This window comes from Amycolatopsis sp. 195334CR, assembly GCF_017309385.1.
Lineage (GTDB): Bacteria > Actinomycetota > Actinomycetes > Mycobacteriales > Pseudonocardiaceae > Amycolatopsis.
This window is the reverse complement of record NZ_JAFJMJ010000003.1, coordinates 237,236-257,265: the sequence shown is the minus strand read 5'-3', so window position 1 is coordinate 257,265 and position 20,030 is coordinate 237,236. Positions and strand designations below refer to the sequence as shown.

The following is a 20,030-nucleotide window of genomic DNA, read 5'->3' as shown; positions in this document are numbered from 1 at the left end:
CCCTTGTCCGTGTCCCCTGGGGACTCCGATCTCGAGCACGAGCAGGCCTACGTCACCAAGCTCTACGAGATGCTCGACGCCGAACGCGACCTCACCCAGCGACGGCTCGACGAAACCCTCCGCCTCACCGGTGGCACCCCGCAGGCCCGCACCGAACGCGACGTGGCCACCGCGACCTACACCGAACGGCTGGCGCAGCTCGGTTCGGTGGAGCAGGGGCTGTGCTTCGGCAGGCTCGACTTCCACGACCAGGAGACGGCCTACATCGGCAGGCTCGGCCTGTTCGACACCGACGACGACTACCGCCCGCTGCTGATCGACTGGCGGGCCCCGGTGGCGCGGCCGTTCTACCTGGCCACCGCTGCCTCGCCGGAGGGCGTGCGACGGCGGCGGCACATCCGCAGCCTGTCGCGCCGGGTCACCGGGGTGGACGACGAGATCCTCGACCTCGGTGAGGCGAGCGGCGGCGACCACGACCTCGGGCTGGCCGGGGAGGCGGCGCTGCTGGCCGCGCTGGCCCAGCGGCGCACCGGTGAGATGAGCGACATCGTCGCCACCATCCAGGCCGAGCAGGACCGGATCATCCGGGCCCCGATGAACGGCGTGCTGGTGGTCCAGGGCGGGCCGGGCACCGGCAAGACCGCGGTGGCCCTGCACCGCGCGGCGTACCTGCTCTACACCTTCCGCCAGCAGCTGACCAAGCGCGGTGTGCTGGTGATCGGGCCGAACAGCACCTTCCTGCGCTACATCGGCCAGGTGCTGCCGTCGCTGGGGGAGACCGGGGTGCTGCTGGCCACGGTCGGGCAGCTGTACCCGGGCATCTCCGCCGAAGGCACCGACGAGCGCGCGGCGGCCGAGGTCAAGGGGCGCCGGGTGATGGCCGAGGTGCTGGCGAACGCGGTGAAGGACCGCCAGCGGGTGCCGTCGCCGGTGCTGGAGGTCGAGGTCGAGCGCGAGGTGCTGCGGCTGGACCGGCGCACCTGCACCGACGCGCGGGCGAAGGCGCGGCGGTCGCGCCGTCCGCACAACCAGGCGCGGCGGATCTTCGTCTCGGAGCTGCTGGACGCGCTCACGCGGCAGGCCGCGCGGCGCCTCGGGGACAACCTGCTCGACGCGCGCGACGTCGGCGACATCCGCGCGGAACTCGCCGAGGACAAGGACGTGCGCCGGGCGATGGACGAGCTGTGGCCGGTGCTCACCCCGGAGGAGGTGCTCGACGACCTCTTCGCCGAGCCGGAGCGCCTGACCTCGGCGGCGTCGAAGCACCTCGGCGAGGACGAGCGCGCGTCGCTCCGGCGCGACCGCGGCGCGGACTTCACCCCGGCCGACGTGCCCCTGCTCGACGAACTCGCCGAACTCCTCGGCTGGGACGACACCGAGGAACGCGCCGCCCGCGCCCGCGAGGAGCGCGAGCAGCGCGCCTACGCCGAGGGCGTGCTGGACATCCTGGAGCAGGACGAGGAGATCATCGATCCCGAACTGCTGCGGGTGAGCGACGTGCTCGACGCCGAGCTGTTCGCCGAACGGCAGCAGGCGCGCAGCGAGCTGACCGCCGCCCAGCGGGCCGCGCAGGACCGCACCTGGACCTTCGGGCACGTGATCGTGGACGAGGCGCAGGAACTGTCCGCGATGGACTGGCGGACCATCATGCGGCGGATCCCGAGCCGGTCGATGACGGTGGTCGGTGACGTGGCGCAGACCGGGGCCGAGGGCGGCGCGTCGGCCTGGGGCGAGGTGCTCGGCCCGTACGTGGACGACCGGTGGCGGCTGGCGGAGCTGACGGTCAACTACCGCACGCCCGCCGAGATCATGGGCCTGGCCGCGCGGGCGCTGGCGCGCGTCGATCCGGAGCTGACCGTGCCCACCTCGGTGCGGTCGACCGGGGTCGAGCCGTGGCAGGCCTCGCTGGCCTCGGCGGACCCGGCGGCGGTCGCGGCGGCGGAACTGTCCGAAGTGGACGGCGGCACGGTGGCCGTGCTGTGCCCGGTGGCGCGGCTGGCCGAAGTGGCCGAGGTGGTCCCCGAGGACGAGCGCCTGTCGGTGCTGACCGTGGAACTGGCCAAGGGGCTCGAATTCGACTCGGTGGTGCTGCTCGCGCCGGAGGAGATCGTGGCCGAGTCGCCGCGCGGCTGGAACGACCTGTACGTGGCGCTGACCCGCGCCACGCGGCGGCTGGGGGTGCTCCACGCCGGGTCGGAGCCGTTCCCGGCCGGGAGCTAGGCTGCCCGTTATGCGGAACTCTGCCAAGATCGTGGTCGTGGTCGCCGCCGCACTGGCCCTCGGTGCGTGCACGCCATCGGAGAAGGACTCCACCCAGCCCCCTGGCTCGAACGCCCAGCCGTCGATCGCGCCCGCCGGGCCGAACACCGGCGTGCCGGGGCCGGGCTCGGTGACGGCGCTGCCCGAGCAGCCGGCCGGGCCGGAGTGCACGGTGGACCAGATCGAGGTCAAGGGCGAGGCGGGCCAGCAGCCGGAGATCACGCTGCCCGACGGCTGCGCCGCGCCGACGAAGCTGCTGACCAAGGACCTCGAGCCCGGCCAGGGTGCCGAGGCGGCCAAGGGCAGCCAGCTGGAGGCGAACTACCTGCTGGTGACCTGGAGCAACAAGCAGGTCGCGGACAACTCGTACGAGAAGGGCAAGACGCTGCCGCTGACGCTGGGCGCGCAGCAGGTCATCCCGGGCTGGGAGCAGGGCCTGGAGGGCATCTTCCAGGGCGGGCGCCGCGTCATCGTGGTGCCGCCGGACCTGGCCTACGGCAAGCAGCTGGGCCACCCGCTGCAGAAGGAGACCCTGGTCTTCGTGGTGGACGCGGTGAAGGTCACGCCCGCCACCAGCTGAACCGCCCTCGCGACACGAAGGTGGCTTCCGGGCGGAAGCCACCTTCGTGGCATCGGCGGGCTTCGGTCAGGGGTGGAGCAGGAGCTTGCCGGTGGTCCGGCGGCCTTCCAGGTCCTCGTGCGCCCGGCGCGCGTCGGCCAGCGGGTAGGTGCCGCCGATCCGGACCTTCAGCGAACCCTCCGCCACCGCGCCGAACAGCTCGCCCGCGCGCCAGTCCAGTTCCTCGCGGGTGGCGGTGTAGTCGGTCGACTTGGGCCGCGTCATGAAGATCGAGCCCGCGGCGTTCAGGCGCAGCGGGTCCACCGGCGGCACCGCGCCGCTGGCGTTGCCGAACAGCACCAGCATGCCGCGCCGCCGGACGCTGGCCATGCTGCCGTCCACAGTGGACTTGCCGACCCCGTCGTACACCGCGGCCACGCCCTCGCCGTCGGTCAGCTTCCTGGTCGCCTCGGCGAAGTCCACCTGGTCGTACCGGATCACCTCGTCGGCACCGGCCTCGCGCGCCAGCTGCTCCTTCTCCTCGGTCGACACGGTGGCGAGCACCCGGGCGCCCTTCGCCTTGGCCAGCTGGGTGAGCAGCAGCCCGACCCCGCCCGCGGCGGCGTGCACCAGCACCGCGTCACCCTCCTGCACCGGGTAGGTAGAGGTGACCAGGTAGTGCGCGGTGATGCCCTGCAGCAGTGTCGCGGCGGCGACGTCGTCGTCGACATTGTCCGGCACCCGCACCGCGGCCGAAGCGGGCACCAGCGCCCGGCCCGCGTAACCGCCGGGCACGCCCTGCCAAGCCACGCGGTCGCCCACGGCGAACTCCGTCACGCCGGAGCCCACCGCCGCGACCCGCCCGGCACCCTCGAGCCCGAGCACCAGCGGCAGCTGGACCGGGTAGAGGCCGCCGCGCTGGTAGGTGTCGATGTAGTTGATCCCGGCCGCCGCCACCTCGACGAGCAGCTCACCCTGCCCTGGATCGCCGACCTCGACCTCGGTGAACTCCAGAACCTCCGGGCCACCGGTCTGCTGGATCCGTACTGCTGGCGTCGGCATGCGTCGTCCTCCTCGATGTGCGCTCTTCCTCAGACGCAACTATGGCCGGGGCCACGATGTTCCGCGTCCCGGCCACCGGGCCGATAGGCTCGGCGCGTGGCTGAGGAGAACGAGAAGACGCAACCCGCCGAACCGACCGGCCGCCAGCTGGCCGCGGCCCGTGAGTTCGTGGCCAAGCACGGTGAAGCGGGCAGGGCCGTGGTGGAGAACATCGGACGCGCCGGCGCCAGGGTGATGCTCGTCGGCAAGGACGGTGCCATCGGCGACGTGATCGTCACCAGCGTGGAAACCGGTGAGAAGCTGGTCGAAGCGGTCGACGGCCTCGAAGCGTCCACCTGGGACAACGAGACCGTCGGCGCGACGAAGATCGGCGCCAAGTACCGGCGCCGGATGGCAAGTCCCCGTTAGGAAGCTTTGAGCTTCGCGGCGATGCGCTCCGGCTTCGGCCAGCGCACGTCGCGGGCCCAGCCGAGCTTTTCGAACAGCCAGATCACCCGCGCCGACACGTCCACCTGACCGCGCAGCACCCCGTGCCGGGCGCAGGTCGGGTCGGCGTGGTGCGAGTTGTGCCACGACTCACCCATGGACAGGATCGCCAGCGGCCAGAAGTTCGCCGCCTTGTCCCTGCTGGCGAACGGCCGGTCACCGACCATGTGGCAGATCGAGTTCACCGACCAGGTCACGTGGTGCAGGAACGCGATCCGCACCAGCCCGGCCCAGAAGAACGCGGTCACCGCGCCCCAGAACGACCAGGTGATCAGCCCGCCGAGCAGCGCGGGCGCGGCCAGGCTCAACGTCGTCCACAGCCAGAAGTACCGGTTCACCACGCGCAGGTCGCCGTCGGCGAGCAGGTCCGGGGCGAACCGCTCGTAGCTGGTCACCTCGCGCTGGAACATCCACCCCATGTGCGCGTGCCAGAACCCCTTCGCCAGCGCCATCGGCGAGGTGCCGAACAACCAGGGGGAGTGCGGGTCGCCCTCGCGGTCGGCGAAGGCGTGGTGCCGCCGGTGGCTGGCCACCCAGAAGATCACCGAACCCTGCACGGCCATCCCGCCCGCGACCGCCAGCGCGATCCGCAGCGGCCGCGCCGCCTTGAACGCGCCGTGGGTGAAGTACCGGTGGTAGCCCACGGTCACCCCGAGCGTGCCGATCACGTAGAACGCCACCGCCAGGCCGACGTCCACCCAGTTGAGCCCCCAGCCCCAGGCGACCGGCACGGCCACCACCAGCGCGGCGAACGGAATCAGCAGGAACGCCTTGAGCACGATCATCTCGGTGGTCGAGCGCTGGTGGGAGATGATCGGCTTGGCCGCCGAAGGTGACTTCATGGGCAAGAGCCTATTCGGACATTTTGGCCTGCGGCCCGCGCCCTCGTTACGAGGTGGTGTCGGTCAGTCGGCGGTCGCGAGTACCGGCGCCGGTTCGGTCGTCCTCGCCGGTACCGGACCGCGGTCGCGGGTGGCGCACCACAGCGACGCGGTGGCCACGATGACCAGCGCGGACCCCAGTACGTGGAACGAGACCAGCACCTCCGGGATGCCGAGCGCGTACTGCAGGCTGCCCAGCCCGCCCTGCGCCAGCGAGACCACCGCCAGCACCGCGTAGCGCCGCCACAGCGCGGCCGGCGCGCCGACGCGGGAGAAGTGCAGCCCCAGCACCGCCAGCACGACCAGGAAGAGGACGAGCAGTCCACCGTGGACCTGGGCGAGGGTCTCGATCGGCGCGTCGAAGCGCGGGGTGTCCGGGTCGCCGCCGTGCGGACCGGCACCGGTCACCGTGGTCCCGGCCACCAGCACCGCGCCGAGCAGCACCACCAGCGCGACCATCAGCTTGCGGCCCACCGGCTGGATCAGCCAGCGCGGCCGCTCGTCCCCCTCGCCGAACGCGCGCAGCAGCATGAACGCCAGCCACACCAGCGGGGTGGAGGCGAGGAAGTGGATGGCCACGGTCCACCACAGCAGCCCGGTCAGCACGGTCATGCCGCCGATCACCGCCTGCGCGACCACCCCGAGCGGCATGGTCCACGCCAGCGCGACCAGGCGGCGCCGGCTCGGCTGGTCGATCTGGATCCGCCACGCCGCCAGCACGCACAGCCCGGCCACCACGATCACCAGCCCGGTGAGCAGGCGGTTGCCGAACTCGATCCACTGGGTCAGCGCGCTCAGCTCCGGGTGCTCGACCGGGAACATGCTGCCCGGGAAGCACTGCGGCCAGGTCGGGCAGCCGAGCCCGGAACCGGTGACGCGCACGATGGAGCCGGTCACCCCGATCCCGCCCTGGGTGATCACCGCGGCGATGGCGAGCACGCGCTGCACCACGGGAGAGGGATAGGGGAGGCGGGCGACGAGCGACTTCAGGGGCACGAACCGATGGTAGGGGGCCGGTTCCGCGTGCTTGCTGAGAGGTCTTGCGGATCAGTTGAGCCGGGTGGTACGCGCGGCGAGCGCCCCGGCCGCGGCCGCCCAGGCGGCGAGCACGGCCACCGGCCCCCAGCTGAAGCGGCCGTCGAGCAGCGCCGCCCGCAGGCCCTCGGCCAGCGCGCCCGAGGGCAGCAGGCCGACCACGTCGCCGAGCGCACCCGGCATCGCGGCGGGCACCAGCAGGATGCCGCCGGCCAGCAGCAGCACGAACCACACCACGTTCGCCAGCGCCAGCACCGCCTCGGCCCGCAGCGAACCGCCCAGCAGCACGCCCAGCGCGCCGAAGGCGAAGGTGCCGAAGACCAGGAACACCACACCGGCCAGCAGTCCGGCCGGCGACGGCGACCAGCCCAGCAGCGCGGCCACCACCCCCAGCACCACGGCCTGGATGGCGACCACCACCAGCGCGGCCAGCAGCCGCCCGGCCACCAGCAGCCAGCGCGGCAGCGCGGTCGCGGACAACCGCTTGAGCACGCCGTAGCGCCGGTCGAAGCCGAGCGCGATGGCCTGCCCGGTGAACGCCGAGGACATCACCGCCAGCGCCAGGATGCGCGGGGTCACCCAGTCCACCGCTTCGACCGGGCCCAGTTCGCCCGAGGGCAGGAGGTCCAGCAGGCTCAACCCGATCAGCAGCGCCAGCGGGATGAGCAGCGTGAGCAGGATCTGCTCGCCGTGGCGCAGGGTCAGCGCGGTCTCCACGCGCGCGTGCGTGCGCAGCATGCGGACCAGCGAGCCGCGGCCCGGCGCGGGCGCGAAGGTGCCCGGTGCGAAACGAGGGCTCACGGTCTCTTCCCTGCCTGGCTTGACGGCGGTCATCCGCGCAGCTCCCGTCCGGTCAGCTCGAGGAACACTTCTTCGAGGTCGCGGCGGCCCACGTGCAGTTCCTCGGCGAGCACGCCCTGCTGGGCGCACCAGGCGGTGACCGCGGAGACCACCTGCGGGTCCACCACGCCCTCCACCCGGTAGCTGCCCGGCGCGGACTCCCGCACCAGGTACCCCTCGGGCAGCGCCGCCGAGAGCAGCTTCGTGTCGAGGCCGGCTCGCGCGCGGAACCGCAGTTGCGCGGCTTCCCCGGCCTCGGCGGTCAGCTCGCTCGGCGCGCCCTCGGCGATCACCTTGCCACCGTCGACGATGACTACGTGATCGGCGAGCGTTTCGGCTTCTTCCATCAGATGTGTGGTCAACAGCACGCTGACGCCGTCGGCGCGCAACGCGGCGAGCAGGTCCCAGACCAGGCGCCGCGCCTGCGGGTCCATGCCCGCGGTCGGCTCGTCGAGGAACACCAGTTCGGGCCGCCCGACCAGGGCGCAGGCCAGCGACAACCGCTGCTGCTGCCCGCCGGAGAGCCGTTTGAACGGGGTCCGCCGCACGCCATCGAGGCCGAGCACCTCCAGCAGCCACGCCGGGTCCAGCGGCCGGGCCGCGCAGGAGGCCACCAGGCCGAGCATCTCGTCCGCGCGCACGCCGGGGTAGGCGCCACCGCCCTGCGGCATCACGCCGATGCGGGGCCGCAGGCGGGCGCCCTGGCCGGCGGGATCCAGCCCGAGCACCCGGACGGTCCCGGAATCGGGCCGCTGGAAGCCTTCGCACACCTCGACCGTGGTCGTCTTGCCCGCCCCGTTCGGGCCCAGCAGGGCCAGCAGCGTGCCCTGCGGCATCCGCAGGTCGAGGCCATCGACGGCGGTGACCTTCTTGGTGGATCCGAAGCGCTTCACCAGCCCGGTTATCTCCACGGCGGGTGCACTCACAACGTTAGAGGGTAGAGCGGCGGTTCACGCGGGCTGCCGCGGGCCGGGGTAGACCTCGTCGTCGAGGTGCGCTTCGGACAGCGCGCCGGAGATGGCCGCGGCGTCCGGCCTGGTGAAGATCAGCGGGCACATCCGGCGCACCAGCAGCAGCGCCAGCACCACCACCACGATCGCCGCGGTGTAGGCCTGGAACGGCACGAAGGTCCGCCCGCCGAAGCTGCCGCCGGTGGGGAAGACCACCAGCGAGAGCACCACGCTCGACCACGTGGCGGCCACCCGGAACCGCGAGGTGCCCGCCGCCGCGGCCAGCGGGATCGCCGCCCAGAGCAGGTACCACGGCTGCAGCGCCACGTGCAGCACCATCACCGCGCCGAGCGAGACGCCCAGCCCGATGATCGGCCGGTACCGCCACTTCAGGCTGTCCCAGATGAACTTCACCGTGACCACCCCGGCGGCCACGTAGCCGAGGTTGCCCAGGATCGGCACCAGCGCGTTGGTGTGGTTCCCCAGATCGAGTGAAATGCCGAGCAGCCCGCCGAGGTTGCCCAGTTCCGCGGTCGGCGAGATCCACGCGCGCACCAGGCCGGGGGTGTCCAGCGTGCCGATCCAGCCGAAGCCGAGCCCGGTGACCAGGGTGACCCCGACGAAGACCACGGCGAACACCGCGGCCATCGGCGCGGCCGCGCGGAACAGGTCCCGGATCCCGCCGTGCCAGCGCCGCGCCACCATCACGGTGAAGAACGGCAGCGCCAGGATCGCGCTCACCTTGGTCAGCACGCCGAGGGTGATCACCGCCACGCCGAGCGCGATGAAGCGCAGTTCGCCGGGGGCCAGCGGCGGCGGGGTGTCGCCCTTGACCCGCATCGGCAGCTTCCGCAGGCCCAGCTCCAGCCCGGCGGCCATCAGCCCGAGCGCCAGCGCGTCGTTGTGCGCCCCGGCGACCAGGTGGAAGATCAGCAGCGGGTTCAGCGCGCCCAGCCAGAGCGCGGTGGCGGGCTGCACGCCGAACCGCGAGGCCAGCCTCGGCAGCGCCCAGACGATCAGCACCACGCCGACCACGGCCAGCCCGCGGTGCAGCATCACCCCGGTGACGATGTTGTTGCCCGAAAGCTCCGCCAGCCAGCTGCCGAACCGCAGGTAGAGCGGCCCGTACGGGGCGGGCGTCTCGCGCCACATGTTGGACACGCCCGAGGTCAGCGGGTCGCCGATGCCCAGCGCCTCGGCCGGCCCGAGCGAGTACGGGTCCATCCCGCGGCGCACGATCTCGCTCTGCGCCAGGTAGCTGTAGACGTCGCGGGAGAACAGCGGCGGGATGAACAGCAGCGGGGTCACCCAGGTGATCAGCGCGCGGTGCAGCTGCTTCGGCGTGGCCAGCCGGGCGTTGGCCGGGCGGGCGAACCGGCCGAGCATCAGCCAGGCGATGACCACCATCAGGATGCCGGTGGCGGCGATGGCCAGCGAGACCGTGGAGATCCGGGCGAAGACCCGCAGCACCGGGATCTCCAGCACCGGGTTGATCACCGGCGCGGCGCCCGCCCCGAGCGAGCCGATGGCGAGGAACAGCGACCCGGTGGTGCCGAACCGGCGGATGATCTTGAGCGCGCGCTCCTCGGTGACGTCCAGCGGCTGGGGTGCGGCGGGTTCGACGGGCGACCTGGTCTCCACTCCGGCAGGGTATCGACTGCGATGTCACCGTGATGTCGGTCACCCGGAATTGACCCTCCTTTGCCCCTTGCCCGCATATACGACACACTTGTGTTGTGAAAAAGACGGGTGCCGCTCAGCAGCGGCGGGACGGCGACAGCCGCCCCGCCTCCGCCGGCGTGCCCGTCCAGGCCAACGCCGACGGCCGGACCCGGCACGAGGTGGCTCGCCTGCTGCTGGAGGAGGGGCCGATCACGGCCGCGGTGGTCGCCGAGAAGGTCGGCATCAGTCCCACCGCGGTGCGGCGTCACCTCGACACCCTGCTCGACTGCGGGGAAGCCGAGGCGCTCGACGCGCCCCGGCGCGGGCCGCGGGGGAGGGGGCGCCCGGCCAGGGCGTTCCGCCTCACTGACAGCGGCCGGGCCCGCTTCGGGCACGCCTACGACGACCTTGCGGTCTCGGCCGTCCGGTTCCTCGCGGAGCACGCGGGCCCGGACGCCGTCCGCGCGTTCGCCGAGAGCCGCGTCGCGGCTCTGGTGGAGCCCCACCGCGACGCGGTGACCAGCTCCGCCGGGCCGTCCTCCCGGGCGGAGGCCCTCGCCACCGCCCTGACCAGGGAGGGTTACGCTGCCTCGACCCGGCAGGTCCGCACGGGTGAGCAGCTGTGCCAGCACCACTGCCCGGTGGCCCACGTGGCCGCCGAGTTCCCGCAGCTCTGCGAAGCCGAGACCGAGGCCTTCGCGAAGCTGCTGGGCACCCACGTGCAGCGCCTCGCGACCATCGCGCGCGGGGACACCGCCTGCACCACCCACGTACCCGCGGAGAATCCGCGCGGTATGGAAGCACCATCTCCGGACGGAGGGAATCCCGTATGACTGCCGCTGCCGAGCAGCGCACTCCCACCACTGCGCCCCTGTCCCAGGAAGAGACCATCGACTCCCTGGGCAACTACGCGTACGGCTGGGCGGACTCCGATGCCGCCGGGGCCAGCGCCAGGCGCGGCCTCAGCGAGGATGTCGTGCTCGACATCTCGGCGAAGAAGTCCGAGCCGGAGTGGATGCGTGACGCGCGCCTGAAGGCGCTCAAGCTGTTCGACCTCAAGCCGATGCCGAACTGGGGCGCCGACCTCTCGGGCATCGACTTCGACAACATCAAGTACTTCGTGCGCTCCAGCGAGAAGCAGGCCACCAGCTGGGAAGAGCTGCCCGAGGACATCAAGAACACCTACGACAAGCTGGGCATCCCCGAGGCGGAGAAGCAGCGGCTGGTCGCGGGCGTGGCCGCGCAGTACGAGTCCGAGGTCGTCTACCACTCCATCCGCGAGGACCTGGAGAAGCAGGGCGTGCTGTTCCTGGACACCGACTCCGGCCTGCGCGAGCACCCGGAGCTGTTCCAGGAGTACTTCGGCTCGGTCATCCCGGCCGGGGACAACAAGTTCTCCGCGCTGAACACCGCGGTCTGGTCGGGCGGCTCGTTCATCTACGTGCCGCCGGGCGTGCACGTGGACATCCCGCTGCAGGCCTACTTCCGGATCAACACCGAGAACATGGGCCAGTTCGAGCGCACGCTGATCATCGTCGACGAGGGTGCCTACGTGCACTACGTCGAGGGCTGCACGGCGCCGATCTACCAGTCCGACTCGCTGCACTCGGCGGTCGTGGAGATCATCGTGAAGAAGGGCGGCCGCTGCCGCTACACCACGATCCAGAACTGGTCGAACAACGTCTACAACCTGGTCACCAAGCGGGCCAAGGCCGAAGAGGGCGCGACCATGGAGTGGGTCGACGGCAACATCGGCTCCAAGGTCACCATGAAGTACCCGTCGGTCTTCCTGATGGGCGAGCACGCCAAGGGCGAGGTGCTCTCGGTCGCCTTCGCCGGTGAGGGCCAGCACCAGGACGCCGGCGCGAAGATGGAGCACCTGGCGCCGCACACCTCCTCGACCGTGGTGTCGAAGTCGGTGGCGCGCGGCGGTGGCCGCACCTCCTACCGCGGCCTGGTCAAGGTGGCCAAGCGGGCGCACCACTCGCGCTCCAGCGTGGTCTGCGACGCGCTGCTGGTGGACACCATCTCGCGGTCGGACACCTACCCGTACGTGGACATCCGCAACGACGAGGTGTCCATGGGCCACGAGGCCACCGTCTCCAAGGTCAGCGCGGACCAGCTGTTCTACCTGATGTCGCGCGGGCTGACCGAGGAAGAGGCCATGGCGATGGTGGTCCGCGGGTTCGTCGAGCCCATCGCGCGCGAGCTCCCGATGGAGTACGCGCTCGAGCTGAACCGCCTGATCGAGCTGCAGATGGAAGGGTCCGTCGGCTGATATGACGGCTACGACAGAGAACAACGTTTCGGCCGCCGCACGGGAGTCGGTCATTCCGGCCGCCTCCCGCGCGGAGCGGTTCGCCTCCTACGACGTCGAGGCCTTCGAGGTCCCCGGTGGCCGTGAGGAGAACTGGCGCTTCACGCCGATGAAGCGCCTGCGCGGCCTGCACGACGGCAGCGCCGTCGCCGACGGCCGGATCACCGTGGAGGCCGACCTGGCCCCCGAGCTGAAGCTGGAGACGGTCGGCCGGGACGACGAGCGCCTCGGCGCCGCGGGCGTGCCGAGCGACCGGATCGCCGCGCAGGCCTACTCCGCCTTCGAGACGGCCACCGTGGTGACCGTGCCGAAGGAGACCCAGGCGTCGGCGCCGAGCGTGGTGCGCCTGGTCGGCCCCGGCGAGGGCAAGACCGCCTTCGGCCACCTGCAGGTGCGCGCCGAGGCGTTCGCCGAGGCCGTGCTCATCCTCGACCACGCCGGTTCGGGCACCTACGCCGACAACGTCGAGTTCGTCATCGGCGACTCGGCGAAGATCACCGTGGTCTCCGTGCAGGACTGGGCCGACGACGCGGTGCACGTCTCCGAGCAGCACCTCAAGCTGGGCCGGGACGCGGTGCTCAAGCACACCGTGGTCACCCTCGGCGGCGACCTGGTGCGCGTGTCGCCGACCGCGACGTTCGCCGAGCCGGGTGGCGAGGTCGAACTGCTCGGCGTGTACTTCGCCGACGCCGGCCAGCACCAGGAGCACCGGCTGTTCGTCGACCACGCGGTGCCGCACTGCAAGTCGAACGTGATGTACAAGGGTGCGCTGCAGGGCGACGGCGCGCACGCGGTGTGGATCGGCGACGTGCTGATCCGCGCGGCCGCCGAGGCCACCGACACCTACGAGCTCAACCGGAACCTGGTGCTCACCGAGGGCGCGCGCGCCGACTCGGTGCCGAACCTGGAGATCGAGACCGGCGAGATCGAGGGCGCGGGCCACGCCAGCGCCACCGGGCGGTTCGACGACGAGCAGCTGTTCTACCTGCAGTCGCGCGGTATCGCCGAGGAGCAGGCGCGCCGGCTGGTGGTGCGCGGGTTCTTCCACGAGATCCTGGCGAAGATCACCGTGCCCGAGGTGCGCGAGCGGCTCGAAGCCGCGATCGAGGCCGAACTGCAAGCCGTCGGCGCCTGACGGCGCCTGAACCCTCCCGGACTTAGGAAAAGAAAGATTCATGGCCACTCTGGAAATCAAGGACCTGCACGCCTCGGTCACCACCGACGAGGGCGCCAAGGAGATCCTCAAGGGCGTCAACCTGACCATCCGCTCGGGTGAGACGCACGCGATCATGGGTCCCAACGGCTCCGGCAAGTCGACCCTGTCCTACGCCATCGCCGGCCACCCGAAGTACGAGGTCACCTCGGGCCAGGTGCTGCTCGACGGCGAGGACGTGCTCGAGATGAGCGTGGACGAGCGCGCCCGCGCCGGGCTGTTCCTCGCCATGCAGTACCCGGTCGAGGTGCCCGGCGTCTCCATGTCGAACTTCCTGCGCACCGCGGCCACCGCGGTCCGTGGCGAGGCCCCCAAGCTGCGCCACTGGGTCAAGGAGGTCAAGGAGGAGATGGGCAAGCTGGACATCTCCGCCGAGTTCGCCGAGCGCAGCGTGAACGAGGGCTTCTCCGGCGGCGAGAAGAAGCGCCACGAGATCCTGCAGCTGGCGCTGCTCAAGCCGAAGTTCGCCGTGCTCGACGAGACCGACTCCGGCCTCGACGTGGACGCACTGCGCGTGGTCTCCGAGGGCGTCAACGACTACAAGGCGAACAACGAGGTCGGCGTCATGCTGATCACCCACTACACCCGGATCCTCAAGCACATCACGCCGGATTTCGTGCACGTGTTCGCCGGCGGGAAGATCGTCGAGTCCGGCGGCGTTGAACTGGCCGATGAACTCGAGGCCAACGGCTACGTGAAGTACGCGGGCAAGGCCGAGACCGCCAAGGTCTAGGTCGCCCAGCGCCGCCCCGGAATCCACCACACGATCGAGAGGAGCCGGCTTGACCACCACCGCCGCCGACTCTGTGCCCTTGGACGTCGCCGCCCTGCGCGCCGACTTCCCCATCCTGTCCCGCACCGTCCGGGACGGGAAACCCTTGGTGTACTTGGATTCCGGGGCCACCGCCCAGCGACCGGCGCAGGTGCTCGACGCCGAGCGCCGGTTCCTCGAGACGGCCAACGCCGCGGTGCACCGCGGTGCGCACCAGCTCGCCGAGGAGGCGACCGACGCCTACGAGAACGCCCGCGCGCGCATCGCGGAGTTCGTCGGCGCCACCCCGGGTGAGCTGGTGTTCACCAAGAACGCCACCGAGGGCTTCAACCTGGTCGCCTACGCGATGAGCAACGCGGCGACCTCCGGCCCCGAGGCCGCGCGGTTCGCCATCGGCGAGGGCGACGAGATCGTCATCACCGAGATGGAGCACCACGCGAACCTGGTGCCGTGGCAGCAGCTGGCCCAGCGGACCGGGGCGAAGCTGCGCTGGTTCGGCGTGACCGACGAGGGCAGGCTCGACCTGTCCGAACTGGACTCGCTGATCACCGAGCGCACCAAGCTGGTCGCCTTCACCCACCAGTCGAACGTGCTGGGCACAGTCAACCCGGTGGCGGAACTGGTCGCGGCGGCGAAGCGGGTCGGCGCGCTGACCCTGCTCGACGCCTGCCAGTCGGTGCCGCACGCGCCGGTCGACCTGACCGCGCTCGGCGTGGACTTCGCCACCTTCTCCGGGCACAAGATGCTCGGCCCGTCCGGGATCGGCGTGCTCTACGGCCGCCGGGAACTGCTCGAGGCGATGCCGCCGTTCATCACCGGCGGCTCGATGATCGAGCTGGTCCGGATGGAGGGCTCCACCTTCGCGCCGCCGCCGCAGCGGTTCGAGGCCGGTTCGCCGATGACCTCGCAGGCGGTCGGCCTCGGTGCCGCGGTGGACTACCTGTCCGCGGCCGGGATGGACGCGATCGCCGCGCACGAGCACCGGCTCACCGAGGCGGCGCTGGCCGGGCTCGGCGAGATCGCCGGGGTCCGGATCATCGGGCCGACGGACCTGGCCGACCGCGGCGGGGCGGTGTCCTTCGTGATCGACGGGGTGCACCCGCACGACGCCGGTCAGGTGCTGGACAGCCTGGGCGTCGCGGTGCGCGTCGGCCACCACTGCGCGTGGCCGCTGCACCGGCGGATGGGCGTGCCCGCCACCGTGCGCGCGTCGTTCTACCTGTACAACGAGCCGTCCGAAGTGGACGCACTGGTGCGCGGCGTGCGCGAGGCGCAGCGCTTCTTCGGGGTGGCTTGATGCAACTGCAGAGCATGTACCAGGAAATCATCCTGGACCACTACAAGAACCCGCACGGCCGCGGCCTGCGGGAGCCGTTCGACGCCGAGTCGTTCCAGGTGAACCCCACCTGCGGTGACGAGGTGACGCTGCGGGTCAAGCTCGACGGCACGACCGTCGCGGACATCTCCTACGAGGGGCAGGGCTGCTCGATCAGCCAGGCCTCGACCTCCGTGCTGAACGATCTGGTCGTCGGGCATACCGTGGAGGAGGCGATGACCACGCTGGACGCCTTCGTCGAGCTGATGCAGGGGCGTGGCCAGGTGGAGCCGGACGAGGACGTGCTCGAGGACGGCATCGCCTTCGCCGGGGTGGCGAAGTACCCGGCGCGCGTGAAGTGCGCGCTGCTGGGCTGGATGGCGTTCAAGGACGCCGTCGCGCGGACTGCGAACGGAGAGGCGAAATGAGCGAGACCGAGGTTTCCGGGGTTCCCGCCCACCGCGAGGGGCGCACCGCCGCCGACCTGCCGGAGCAGCAGGCGCCGGCCGCCGACCTGGCCAAGGTCGAGGACCTGGAGGAGGCCATGCGCGACGTGGTCGACCCCGAACTGGGCATCAACGTGGTCGACCTCGGGCTGGTGTACGGCATCCACGTGGAGCCGGACAACACCGCCACCATCGACATGACGCTGACCTCGGCGGCCTGCCCGCTGACCGACGTGATCGAGGACCAGACCGCCTCGGTGCTCACCGGCGGTGCCGGGCTGGTGTCGGACTTCCGGATCAACTGGGTCTGGATGCCGCCGTGGGGCCCGGAGAAGATCACCGAAGACGGCCGGGACCAGCTGCGCGCACTCGGCTTCACGATGTAGCCCCTCGGGCGAGCCCAATGCTATGAGTGGGGCATTACTTGCATTCAACGCAAGTAATGCCCCACTCATAGCATTGGTGCGCGTATAACGAACTATACTGCCGCGCTCCGGGCGTTCAGGTGGTGCACGGCGGCGAAGGCCAGTGCCCGGACGATCGGGTGCGGGGAGAGGTCCTCCCGCGCCAGTTCCGGCTGGAACAGGGTCGCCAGGAAGAACGGGTGCCCCGGCAGTTCCACCACCCGCGGGTCCCCGGCCTCGTCGGCGCCGGTGAAGCGCAGGCCGTGCGAGCTCAGCAGGTCCAGGTACTCCGGGTTGCACCCGTACGAGCAGTGGTACCGCTCGACCGTGCGCGCCGCCCCCAGGATCCGGCCCGCGAGCGAGTCGGGTTCGACGATGATCGCGCCCTCGTGCCCGGCCAGTGAGCAGGCGAGGGGGACGACCACCGGGGACGACCCGGACGGGTCGGTCTCCGCGTGCGAAGCCGAGTCCAGGTCGCACACCTCGCGCGCGAACTCCAGCAAGGCGTGGTGGAAACCGGCGCAGGTGCCGAGGAACGGGATGCCGCGCGTCCGCGCCGTCGTCACCGCGGCCAGCGCGCCCGCCTCGCTGGCGTACGGGCTGCCCGGCAGCAGCCAGACCGCGTCGAATCCGTCGACCGCCGCGGCCTCCTCGGTCGGGATCCAGTAGGCGTCGAGTACCAGGCCGTCGCGTTCGGCGAGCTTTTCCAGCAGGCCGGGAATGCGCGTGTGCGAGCGGACGTGCGGGGAGCGGTCGCCGACCAGGGCGATGCGGGCGAGTGGAGTGGTCACGGGCTCCATCGTGGTCCGCGGGCGAGTTCAGGTCCAACGATGAAACGTGCTGGCCGCATTAGCGATAATGATTGTTATGGATCCGCACCTGCTCCGTACCTTCGTCACGGTGGTGCGCCGCGGCTCCTTCAGCGCCGCGGCCCGTGAACTCGGCTACACCCAGTCCGCGGTCTCCCAGCACATCGCCAGCCTGGAGGCCGACCTGGGCACCGTGCTGCTGTTCCGCCGCCCGGTCGCGCCGTCGGAGGCGGGCGCCCGGCTGCTCGAACACGCCGGCCCGCTGCTCATCCGCCTCGACGCCGCTCGTGCCGACATCACCCGGATGGCCGCGACCCCGAACGCGGCGGTCGCCGTCGGCGCGTCCCCGCTGGCGGTGAAGCCGCGCCTGCCCGCCGCACTCGCCGAACTGCGCCGCCAGCACCCGCGCACCGAGCTCACCCTCCGCGTGCTCAGCCGCCAGGCGGTGCTCGACGAGGTGTCCACCGGCGCGCTCACGCTCGGCCTGGTCGACGGCATCGCCGCTCCGAGCGATCCGCTGCGCCTGCCCGAGGTCGCCCCGCTGACCGGCGTGGTCCGCGCGGCCGGTGACGACGAGCTGGTCGCCGCGGTCCCGGCCGACCACCCGCTGGCCGGACGGACTTCGGTGCGCCTGCCCGACCTCGCCGACGCGCGGTGGATCGACGCGCCGGAGGCCGGGCTGCCGCTGGCCCAGTTGCGCGCGAACGCCGAGTTCGGCGGCTTCCGCCCGGCGCTGGCCTACGACGGCACGGACGTCGCCACGCTCGCGGCGCTCGTCGCCGGTGGGCACGGGCTGGCCGTGCTGCCCCGCCCGGTCGCCGAAGCCGCGCCCGGCGTGATCGGCGTGCCGATCGCCGAGCCGCGGCTGGTGCACTGCGTGGAGGTGGTGCACGCCGGTGGCCTGGACGGCCCGGCCGCCGGGTTGTTCAAGGCGCTCACCTGAGCCGCCGCCGCTGCCCGCGGAACACCACGAACAGCAGCCGCAGGCCGACCAGCAGGCTCACCACCAGCAGGTTGTAGCCGAACATCTGGTTGAGCGTGACGTCGGGCAGCACTCGCGGCCCGGCCGAACTGCCGAGGAGCAGCACCGCCATCAGCCCGGTGGCGGCGCCGGTCGCGGCGAGCAGGATTTCGTGCAGCCAGCCGGTGATCACGTCGCGATCGCGCTCGTCGGCGAGCAACCGCACGCCGACCGACAGCCTGCCCTGCTCCAGCGCGGTGCCGATCCGGTCCAGCCGCCGCGGCAGCCGCCGCACCACCGGCAGCAGCGACATCAGCTCGTCGGTGGCGGCCTGCCGCAGTGAATCGGGGCGCAGCTTCTCGCCCACCTTGGCCATGGCGAACGCGCGGGACTCGGTCATCACGTCGAACCCCGGCGAGAGCAGGCCCAGCGTGCCCTCCATGGTGGCCAGCGCGCGGAACACCGCGGCGATCGGCGGCGGCACCGACAGCCGGAAGCCGGTGATCACCTTGAACAGGTCGGTGAACAGGTCGAGGTCGGCGGCCTGCCGGTGGCTGAAGTGCTTGGCCACCAACGCACCCAGCGCGCGTTCGAGGCGCCGCTCGTCGATGTCGTCCGGGCGGTCGACGATCTCCAGCAGGCCGTCGCGCAGCGCGGCCGGGTCGCCGCGGTCGACCGCCGCGAGCAGGTTCTGCAGGCCGCCGCGCAGTCCGGCGTCGAGTCGTCCGACCGAGCCGAAGTCGAGCAGGCCGAGCCGCCCGTCACCGAGCACCAGCACGTTGCCGGGGTGCGGGTCCGCGTGGAACACCCCGTGCAGCATCACCTGGTGCAGCAGGCAGTCCAGCAGCGAACGCGCCAGCGCGGGCCGTCGCTCGGCGGACACCGCGGCCGAGCCGAGCGGGACGCCGTCGAGCCTGCTCATCACCAGCACGCGCTCGGTGGACAGTCCTTCGTGGACGGTCGGCAACGCGACGGCGTCATCCGGCCGGGCGGCCGTCACCGAGGCCAGATTCCTTGCCTCCACGCGGAAATCGAGCTCCTCGACGAGTGCCGAGGCGAACCCTTCGGCGAGTTCGGCGACGCCCAGGGAGCGCGCCCACTTCGTGCGCTGCTCCAGCGAGGCGGCGACCCGGTGCACGATGTCGAGGTCGCGCTCGACCACGCGGCGGACGTCGGGGCGCTGCACCTTGACCACCACGCGCTCGCCGGAGTGCAGCTTCGCGCGGTAGACCTGCGCGATCGACGCGGCGGCGATCGGCTCGGGGTCGAACTCGGCGAACACCTCGGTGGGCGGGGCGCCCAGCTCGTCGCGCAGGACCTGCTCGATCAGCTCGGCCGGAGCGTGCGCCACGCTGTCCTGCAGGCGGCTCAGCTCGTCGATGAAGGGCTGGGACAGCAGATCGGGCCGGGTGGACATGAGCTGCCCGAGCTTGACGAAGGTGACCCCGGCGTCCTCCAGCGCCATCCGCAGGGACCGGGCCAGCGCGGCCTCGCGGCTGCCGTCCGGGTCGCGGCGCCCGGTCAGGTACGGGCCGAGGCCGTGCTTCACCGCGATGCGGGTGATCTGCGAGTACCGGCGGCCTCGCGCGCCCTTGGCGCGGGCGGCGCGCCACCGGCCGAGCAGGCCGAGCCCGCCGCCGCTGGGCAGGGCGAGTTCCGCGACGAACAGGAAGATCAGCGTGGTGACGAACGCGGCGCCGGCGATCGGCACGAGCAGGCCGACGAAGGCGGCCGGGCTGGCCGGGTCGACCGGGGGCAGGAGGCTGAACACGCCGGTGACGACGGTCCAGCCGAGCAGGGCGCCGGTGAGCGCGCGGACCGCGCCGATGCGCACGCCGAGCACCCGGCGCGACGCGGCCACCAACGGCCAGAGGAACACGACGTAGAACGGCAGGCTGAGCACACCGAAGAGCAAAGAGGACACTCGTGCAGTAGACCGGCCCGCCGCACTGCGCGGGTCCCGCCGGCGCGGGTGGGGCCTCCCGCCGGAGAGGCAATCCGGTGGTACCGAGGTGTCCCGCCAGCGCGGGTGGCGCCTCCCTCCGAAGAGGGAACCCGG

Annotated in this window: 19 protein-coding genes; 11 read left to right on the top strand and 8 right to left on the bottom strand. The window is 71.8% G+C overall.

Annotated elements, in window-relative coordinates; all coding sequences use genetic code 11:
* Nucleotides 1–3: 3 nt before the first annotated feature.
* On the top strand, nucleotides 4–2,220 hold the full coding sequence (locus tag JYK18_RS38250) for an ATP-binding domain-containing protein (protein ID WP_242583936.1): 2,217 nt from the start codon (nucleotides 4–6) through the stop codon (nucleotides 2,218–2,220).
* A gap of 10 nt (nucleotides 2,221–2,230) precedes the next feature.
* On the top strand, nucleotides 2,231–2,839 hold the full coding sequence (locus JYK18_RS38245) for an FKBP-type peptidyl-prolyl cis-trans isomerase (protein WP_206808681.1): 609 nt from the start codon (nucleotides 2,231–2,233) through the stop codon (nucleotides 2,837–2,839).
* 66 nt (nucleotides 2,840–2,905) lie between these two features.
* On the opposite strand, the gene JYK18_RS38240 is transcribed toward JYK18_RS38245, so the two are convergent.
* Nucleotides 2,906–3,880, bottom strand: a complete 975-nt coding sequence (locus JYK18_RS38240; RefSeq protein ID WP_206808680.1) for a quinone oxidoreductase — start codon at nucleotides 3,878–3,880, stop codon at nucleotides 2,906–2,908.
* Between the two features lie 96 nt (nucleotides 3,881–3,976).
* On the opposite strand from JYK18_RS38240, the gene JYK18_RS38235 reads away from it, so the two are divergent.
* Nucleotides 3,977–4,288, top strand: a complete 312-nt coding sequence (locus tag JYK18_RS38235) for a hypothetical protein (protein WP_206808679.1) — start codon at nucleotides 3,977–3,979, stop codon at nucleotides 4,286–4,288.
* Here the strand turns inward: JYK18_RS38235 and JYK18_RS38230 are convergent.
* From JYK18_RS38230 to mptB, 5 genes are all read right to left on the bottom strand, one after another.
* A complete protein-coding gene (locus JYK18_RS38230) occupies nucleotides 4,285–5,208 on the bottom strand; it encodes an acyl-CoA desaturase (protein ID WP_206808678.1) in 924 nt (307 codons plus the stop codon). The genes JYK18_RS38235 and JYK18_RS38230 overlap by 4 nt on opposite strands.
* 63 nt (nucleotides 5,209–5,271) lie before the next feature.
* Entirely contained in the window at nucleotides 5,272–6,243 is a 972-nt protein-coding gene (locus tag JYK18_RS38225) for a heme A synthase (protein WP_206808677.1), read from the bottom strand.
* A gap of 51 nt (nucleotides 6,244–6,294) precedes the next feature.
* Nucleotides 6,295–7,116 (bottom strand): ABC transporter permease, encoded by an 822-nt coding sequence (locus tag JYK18_RS38220; RefSeq protein WP_206808675.1) that lies wholly within the window; start codon nucleotides 7,114–7,116, stop codon nucleotides 6,295–6,297.
* Complete coding sequence (locus tag JYK18_RS38215) at nucleotides 7,113–8,048, bottom strand: ABC transporter ATP-binding protein (RefSeq protein WP_206808674.1); 936 nt, start codon at nucleotides 8,046–8,048, stop codon at nucleotides 7,113–7,115. The genes JYK18_RS38220 and JYK18_RS38215 overlap by 4 nt, the downstream gene beginning before the upstream one ends.
* 24 nt (nucleotides 8,049–8,072) lie before the next feature.
* Nucleotides 8,073–9,713 (bottom strand): polyprenol phosphomannose-dependent alpha 1,6 mannosyltransferase MptB, encoded by a 1,641-nt coding sequence (mptB, locus tag JYK18_RS38210; RefSeq protein WP_206808673.1) that lies wholly within the window; start codon nucleotides 9,711–9,713, stop codon nucleotides 8,073–8,075.
* 95 nt (nucleotides 9,714–9,808) lie between these two features.
* Here mptB and JYK18_RS38205 point away from each other — a divergent pair, with 95 nt between their 5' ends.
* From JYK18_RS38205 to JYK18_RS38175, 7 genes are read left to right on the top strand one after another with little or no spacing between them, the layout of a single operon-like run.
* Nucleotides 9,809–10,567 (top strand): metalloregulator ArsR/SmtB family transcription factor, encoded by a 759-nt coding sequence (locus JYK18_RS38205; RefSeq protein ID WP_206808672.1) that lies wholly within the window; start codon nucleotides 9,809–9,811, stop codon nucleotides 10,565–10,567.
* Nucleotides 10,564–12,012: a Fe-S cluster assembly protein SufB gene (gene sufB / locus JYK18_RS38200; RefSeq protein ID WP_206808671.1), complete on the top strand. Its 1,449-nt coding sequence runs from the start codon at nucleotides 10,564–10,566 to the stop codon at nucleotides 12,010–12,012. Before JYK18_RS38205 ends, sufB begins: the two co-directional genes overlap by 4 nt.
* 1 nt (nucleotide 12,013) lies before the next feature.
* Entirely contained in the window at nucleotides 12,014–13,186 is a 1,173-nt protein-coding gene (gene sufD / locus JYK18_RS38195) for a Fe-S cluster assembly protein SufD (protein ID WP_206808670.1), read from the top strand.
* A gap of 40 nt (nucleotides 13,187–13,226) precedes the next feature.
* Nucleotides 13,227–13,997: a Fe-S cluster assembly ATPase SufC gene (sufC, locus tag JYK18_RS38190; RefSeq protein WP_206808669.1), complete on the top strand. Its 771-nt coding sequence runs from the start codon at nucleotides 13,227–13,229 to the stop codon at nucleotides 13,995–13,997.
* Between the two features lie 49 nt (nucleotides 13,998–14,046).
* Nucleotides 14,047–15,333 (top strand): cysteine desulfurase, encoded by a 1,287-nt coding sequence (locus JYK18_RS38185; protein WP_206808668.1) that lies wholly within the window; start codon nucleotides 14,047–14,049, stop codon nucleotides 15,331–15,333.
* Nucleotides 15,333–15,779 carry a Fe-S cluster assembly sulfur transfer protein SufU gene (gene sufU, locus JYK18_RS38180; protein ID WP_206808667.1) on the top strand — a complete coding sequence of 149 codons (447 nt, stop codon included), beginning with the start codon at nucleotides 15,333–15,335 and terminating at the stop codon, nucleotides 15,777–15,779. The genes JYK18_RS38185 and sufU overlap by 1 nt, the downstream gene beginning before the upstream one ends.
* A complete protein-coding gene (locus JYK18_RS38175; protein WP_206808665.1) occupies nucleotides 15,776–16,183 on the top strand; it encodes a metal-sulfur cluster assembly factor in 408 nt (135 codons plus the stop codon). The genes sufU and JYK18_RS38175 overlap by 4 nt, the downstream gene beginning before the upstream one ends.
* 92 nt (nucleotides 16,184–16,275) lie before the next feature.
* Here the strand turns inward: JYK18_RS38175 and JYK18_RS38170 are convergent, their stop codons facing one another.
* Nucleotides 16,276–16,992, bottom strand: a complete 717-nt coding sequence (locus JYK18_RS38170; protein WP_307796252.1) for a hypothetical protein — start codon at nucleotides 16,990–16,992, stop codon at nucleotides 16,276–16,278.
* A 76-nt stretch (nucleotides 16,993–17,068) separates the two neighbouring features.
* On the opposite strand from JYK18_RS38170, the gene JYK18_RS38165 reads away from it, so the two are divergent.
* The gene (locus JYK18_RS38165) at nucleotides 17,069–17,953 is read left to right on the top strand and encodes a LysR family transcriptional regulator (protein ID WP_242583935.1); all 885 of its coding nucleotides are present in this window, start codon (nucleotides 17,069–17,071) and stop codon (nucleotides 17,951–17,953) included.
* Here the strand turns inward: JYK18_RS38165 and JYK18_RS38160 are convergent.
* On the bottom strand, nucleotides 17,946–19,895 hold the full coding sequence (locus JYK18_RS38160; protein WP_206808661.1) for an AarF/ABC1/UbiB kinase family protein: 1,950 nt from the start codon (nucleotides 19,893–19,895) through the stop codon (nucleotides 17,946–17,948). The genes JYK18_RS38165 and JYK18_RS38160 overlap by 8 nt on opposite strands.
* Nucleotides 19,896–20,030 lie beyond the last annotated feature (135 nt).

Bases quoted from the DNA above. Each gene is read 5' to 3' on its own strand.
- JYK18_RS38245 (WP_206808681.1), top strand. From the start codon at position 2,231: ATGCGGAACTCTGCCAAGATCGTGGTCGTGGTCGCCGCCGCACTGGCC.
- JYK18_RS38240 (WP_206808680.1), bottom strand. From the start codon at position 3,880: ATGCCGACGCCAGCAGTACGGATCCAGCAGACCGGTGGCCCGGAGGTT.
- JYK18_RS38230 (WP_206808678.1), bottom strand. From the start codon at position 5,208: ATGAAGTCACCTTCGGCGGCCAAGCCGATCATCTCCCACCAGCGCTCG.
- JYK18_RS38220 (WP_206808675.1), bottom strand. From the start codon at position 7,116: ATGACCGCCGTCAAGCCAGGCAGGGAAGAGACCGTGAGCCCTCGTTTC.
- sufB (WP_206808671.1), top strand. From the start codon at position 10,564: ATGACTGCCGCTGCCGAGCAGCGCACTCCCACCACTGCGCCCCTGTCC.
- sufD (WP_206808670.1), top strand. From the start codon at position 12,014: ATGACGGCTACGACAGAGAACAACGTTTCGGCCGCCGCACGGGAGTCG.
- sufC (WP_206808669.1), top strand. From the start codon at position 13,227: ATGGCCACTCTGGAAATCAAGGACCTGCACGCCTCGGTCACCACCGAC.
- sufU (WP_206808667.1), top strand. From the start codon at position 15,333: ATGCAACTGCAGAGCATGTACCAGGAAATCATCCTGGACCACTACAAG.
- JYK18_RS38175 (WP_206808665.1), top strand. From the start codon at position 15,776: ATGAGCGAGACCGAGGTTTCCGGGGTTCCCGCCCACCGCGAGGGGCGC.
- JYK18_RS38165 (WP_242583935.1), top strand. From the start codon at position 17,069: ATGGATCCGCACCTGCTCCGTACCTTCGTCACGGTGGTGCGCCGCGGC.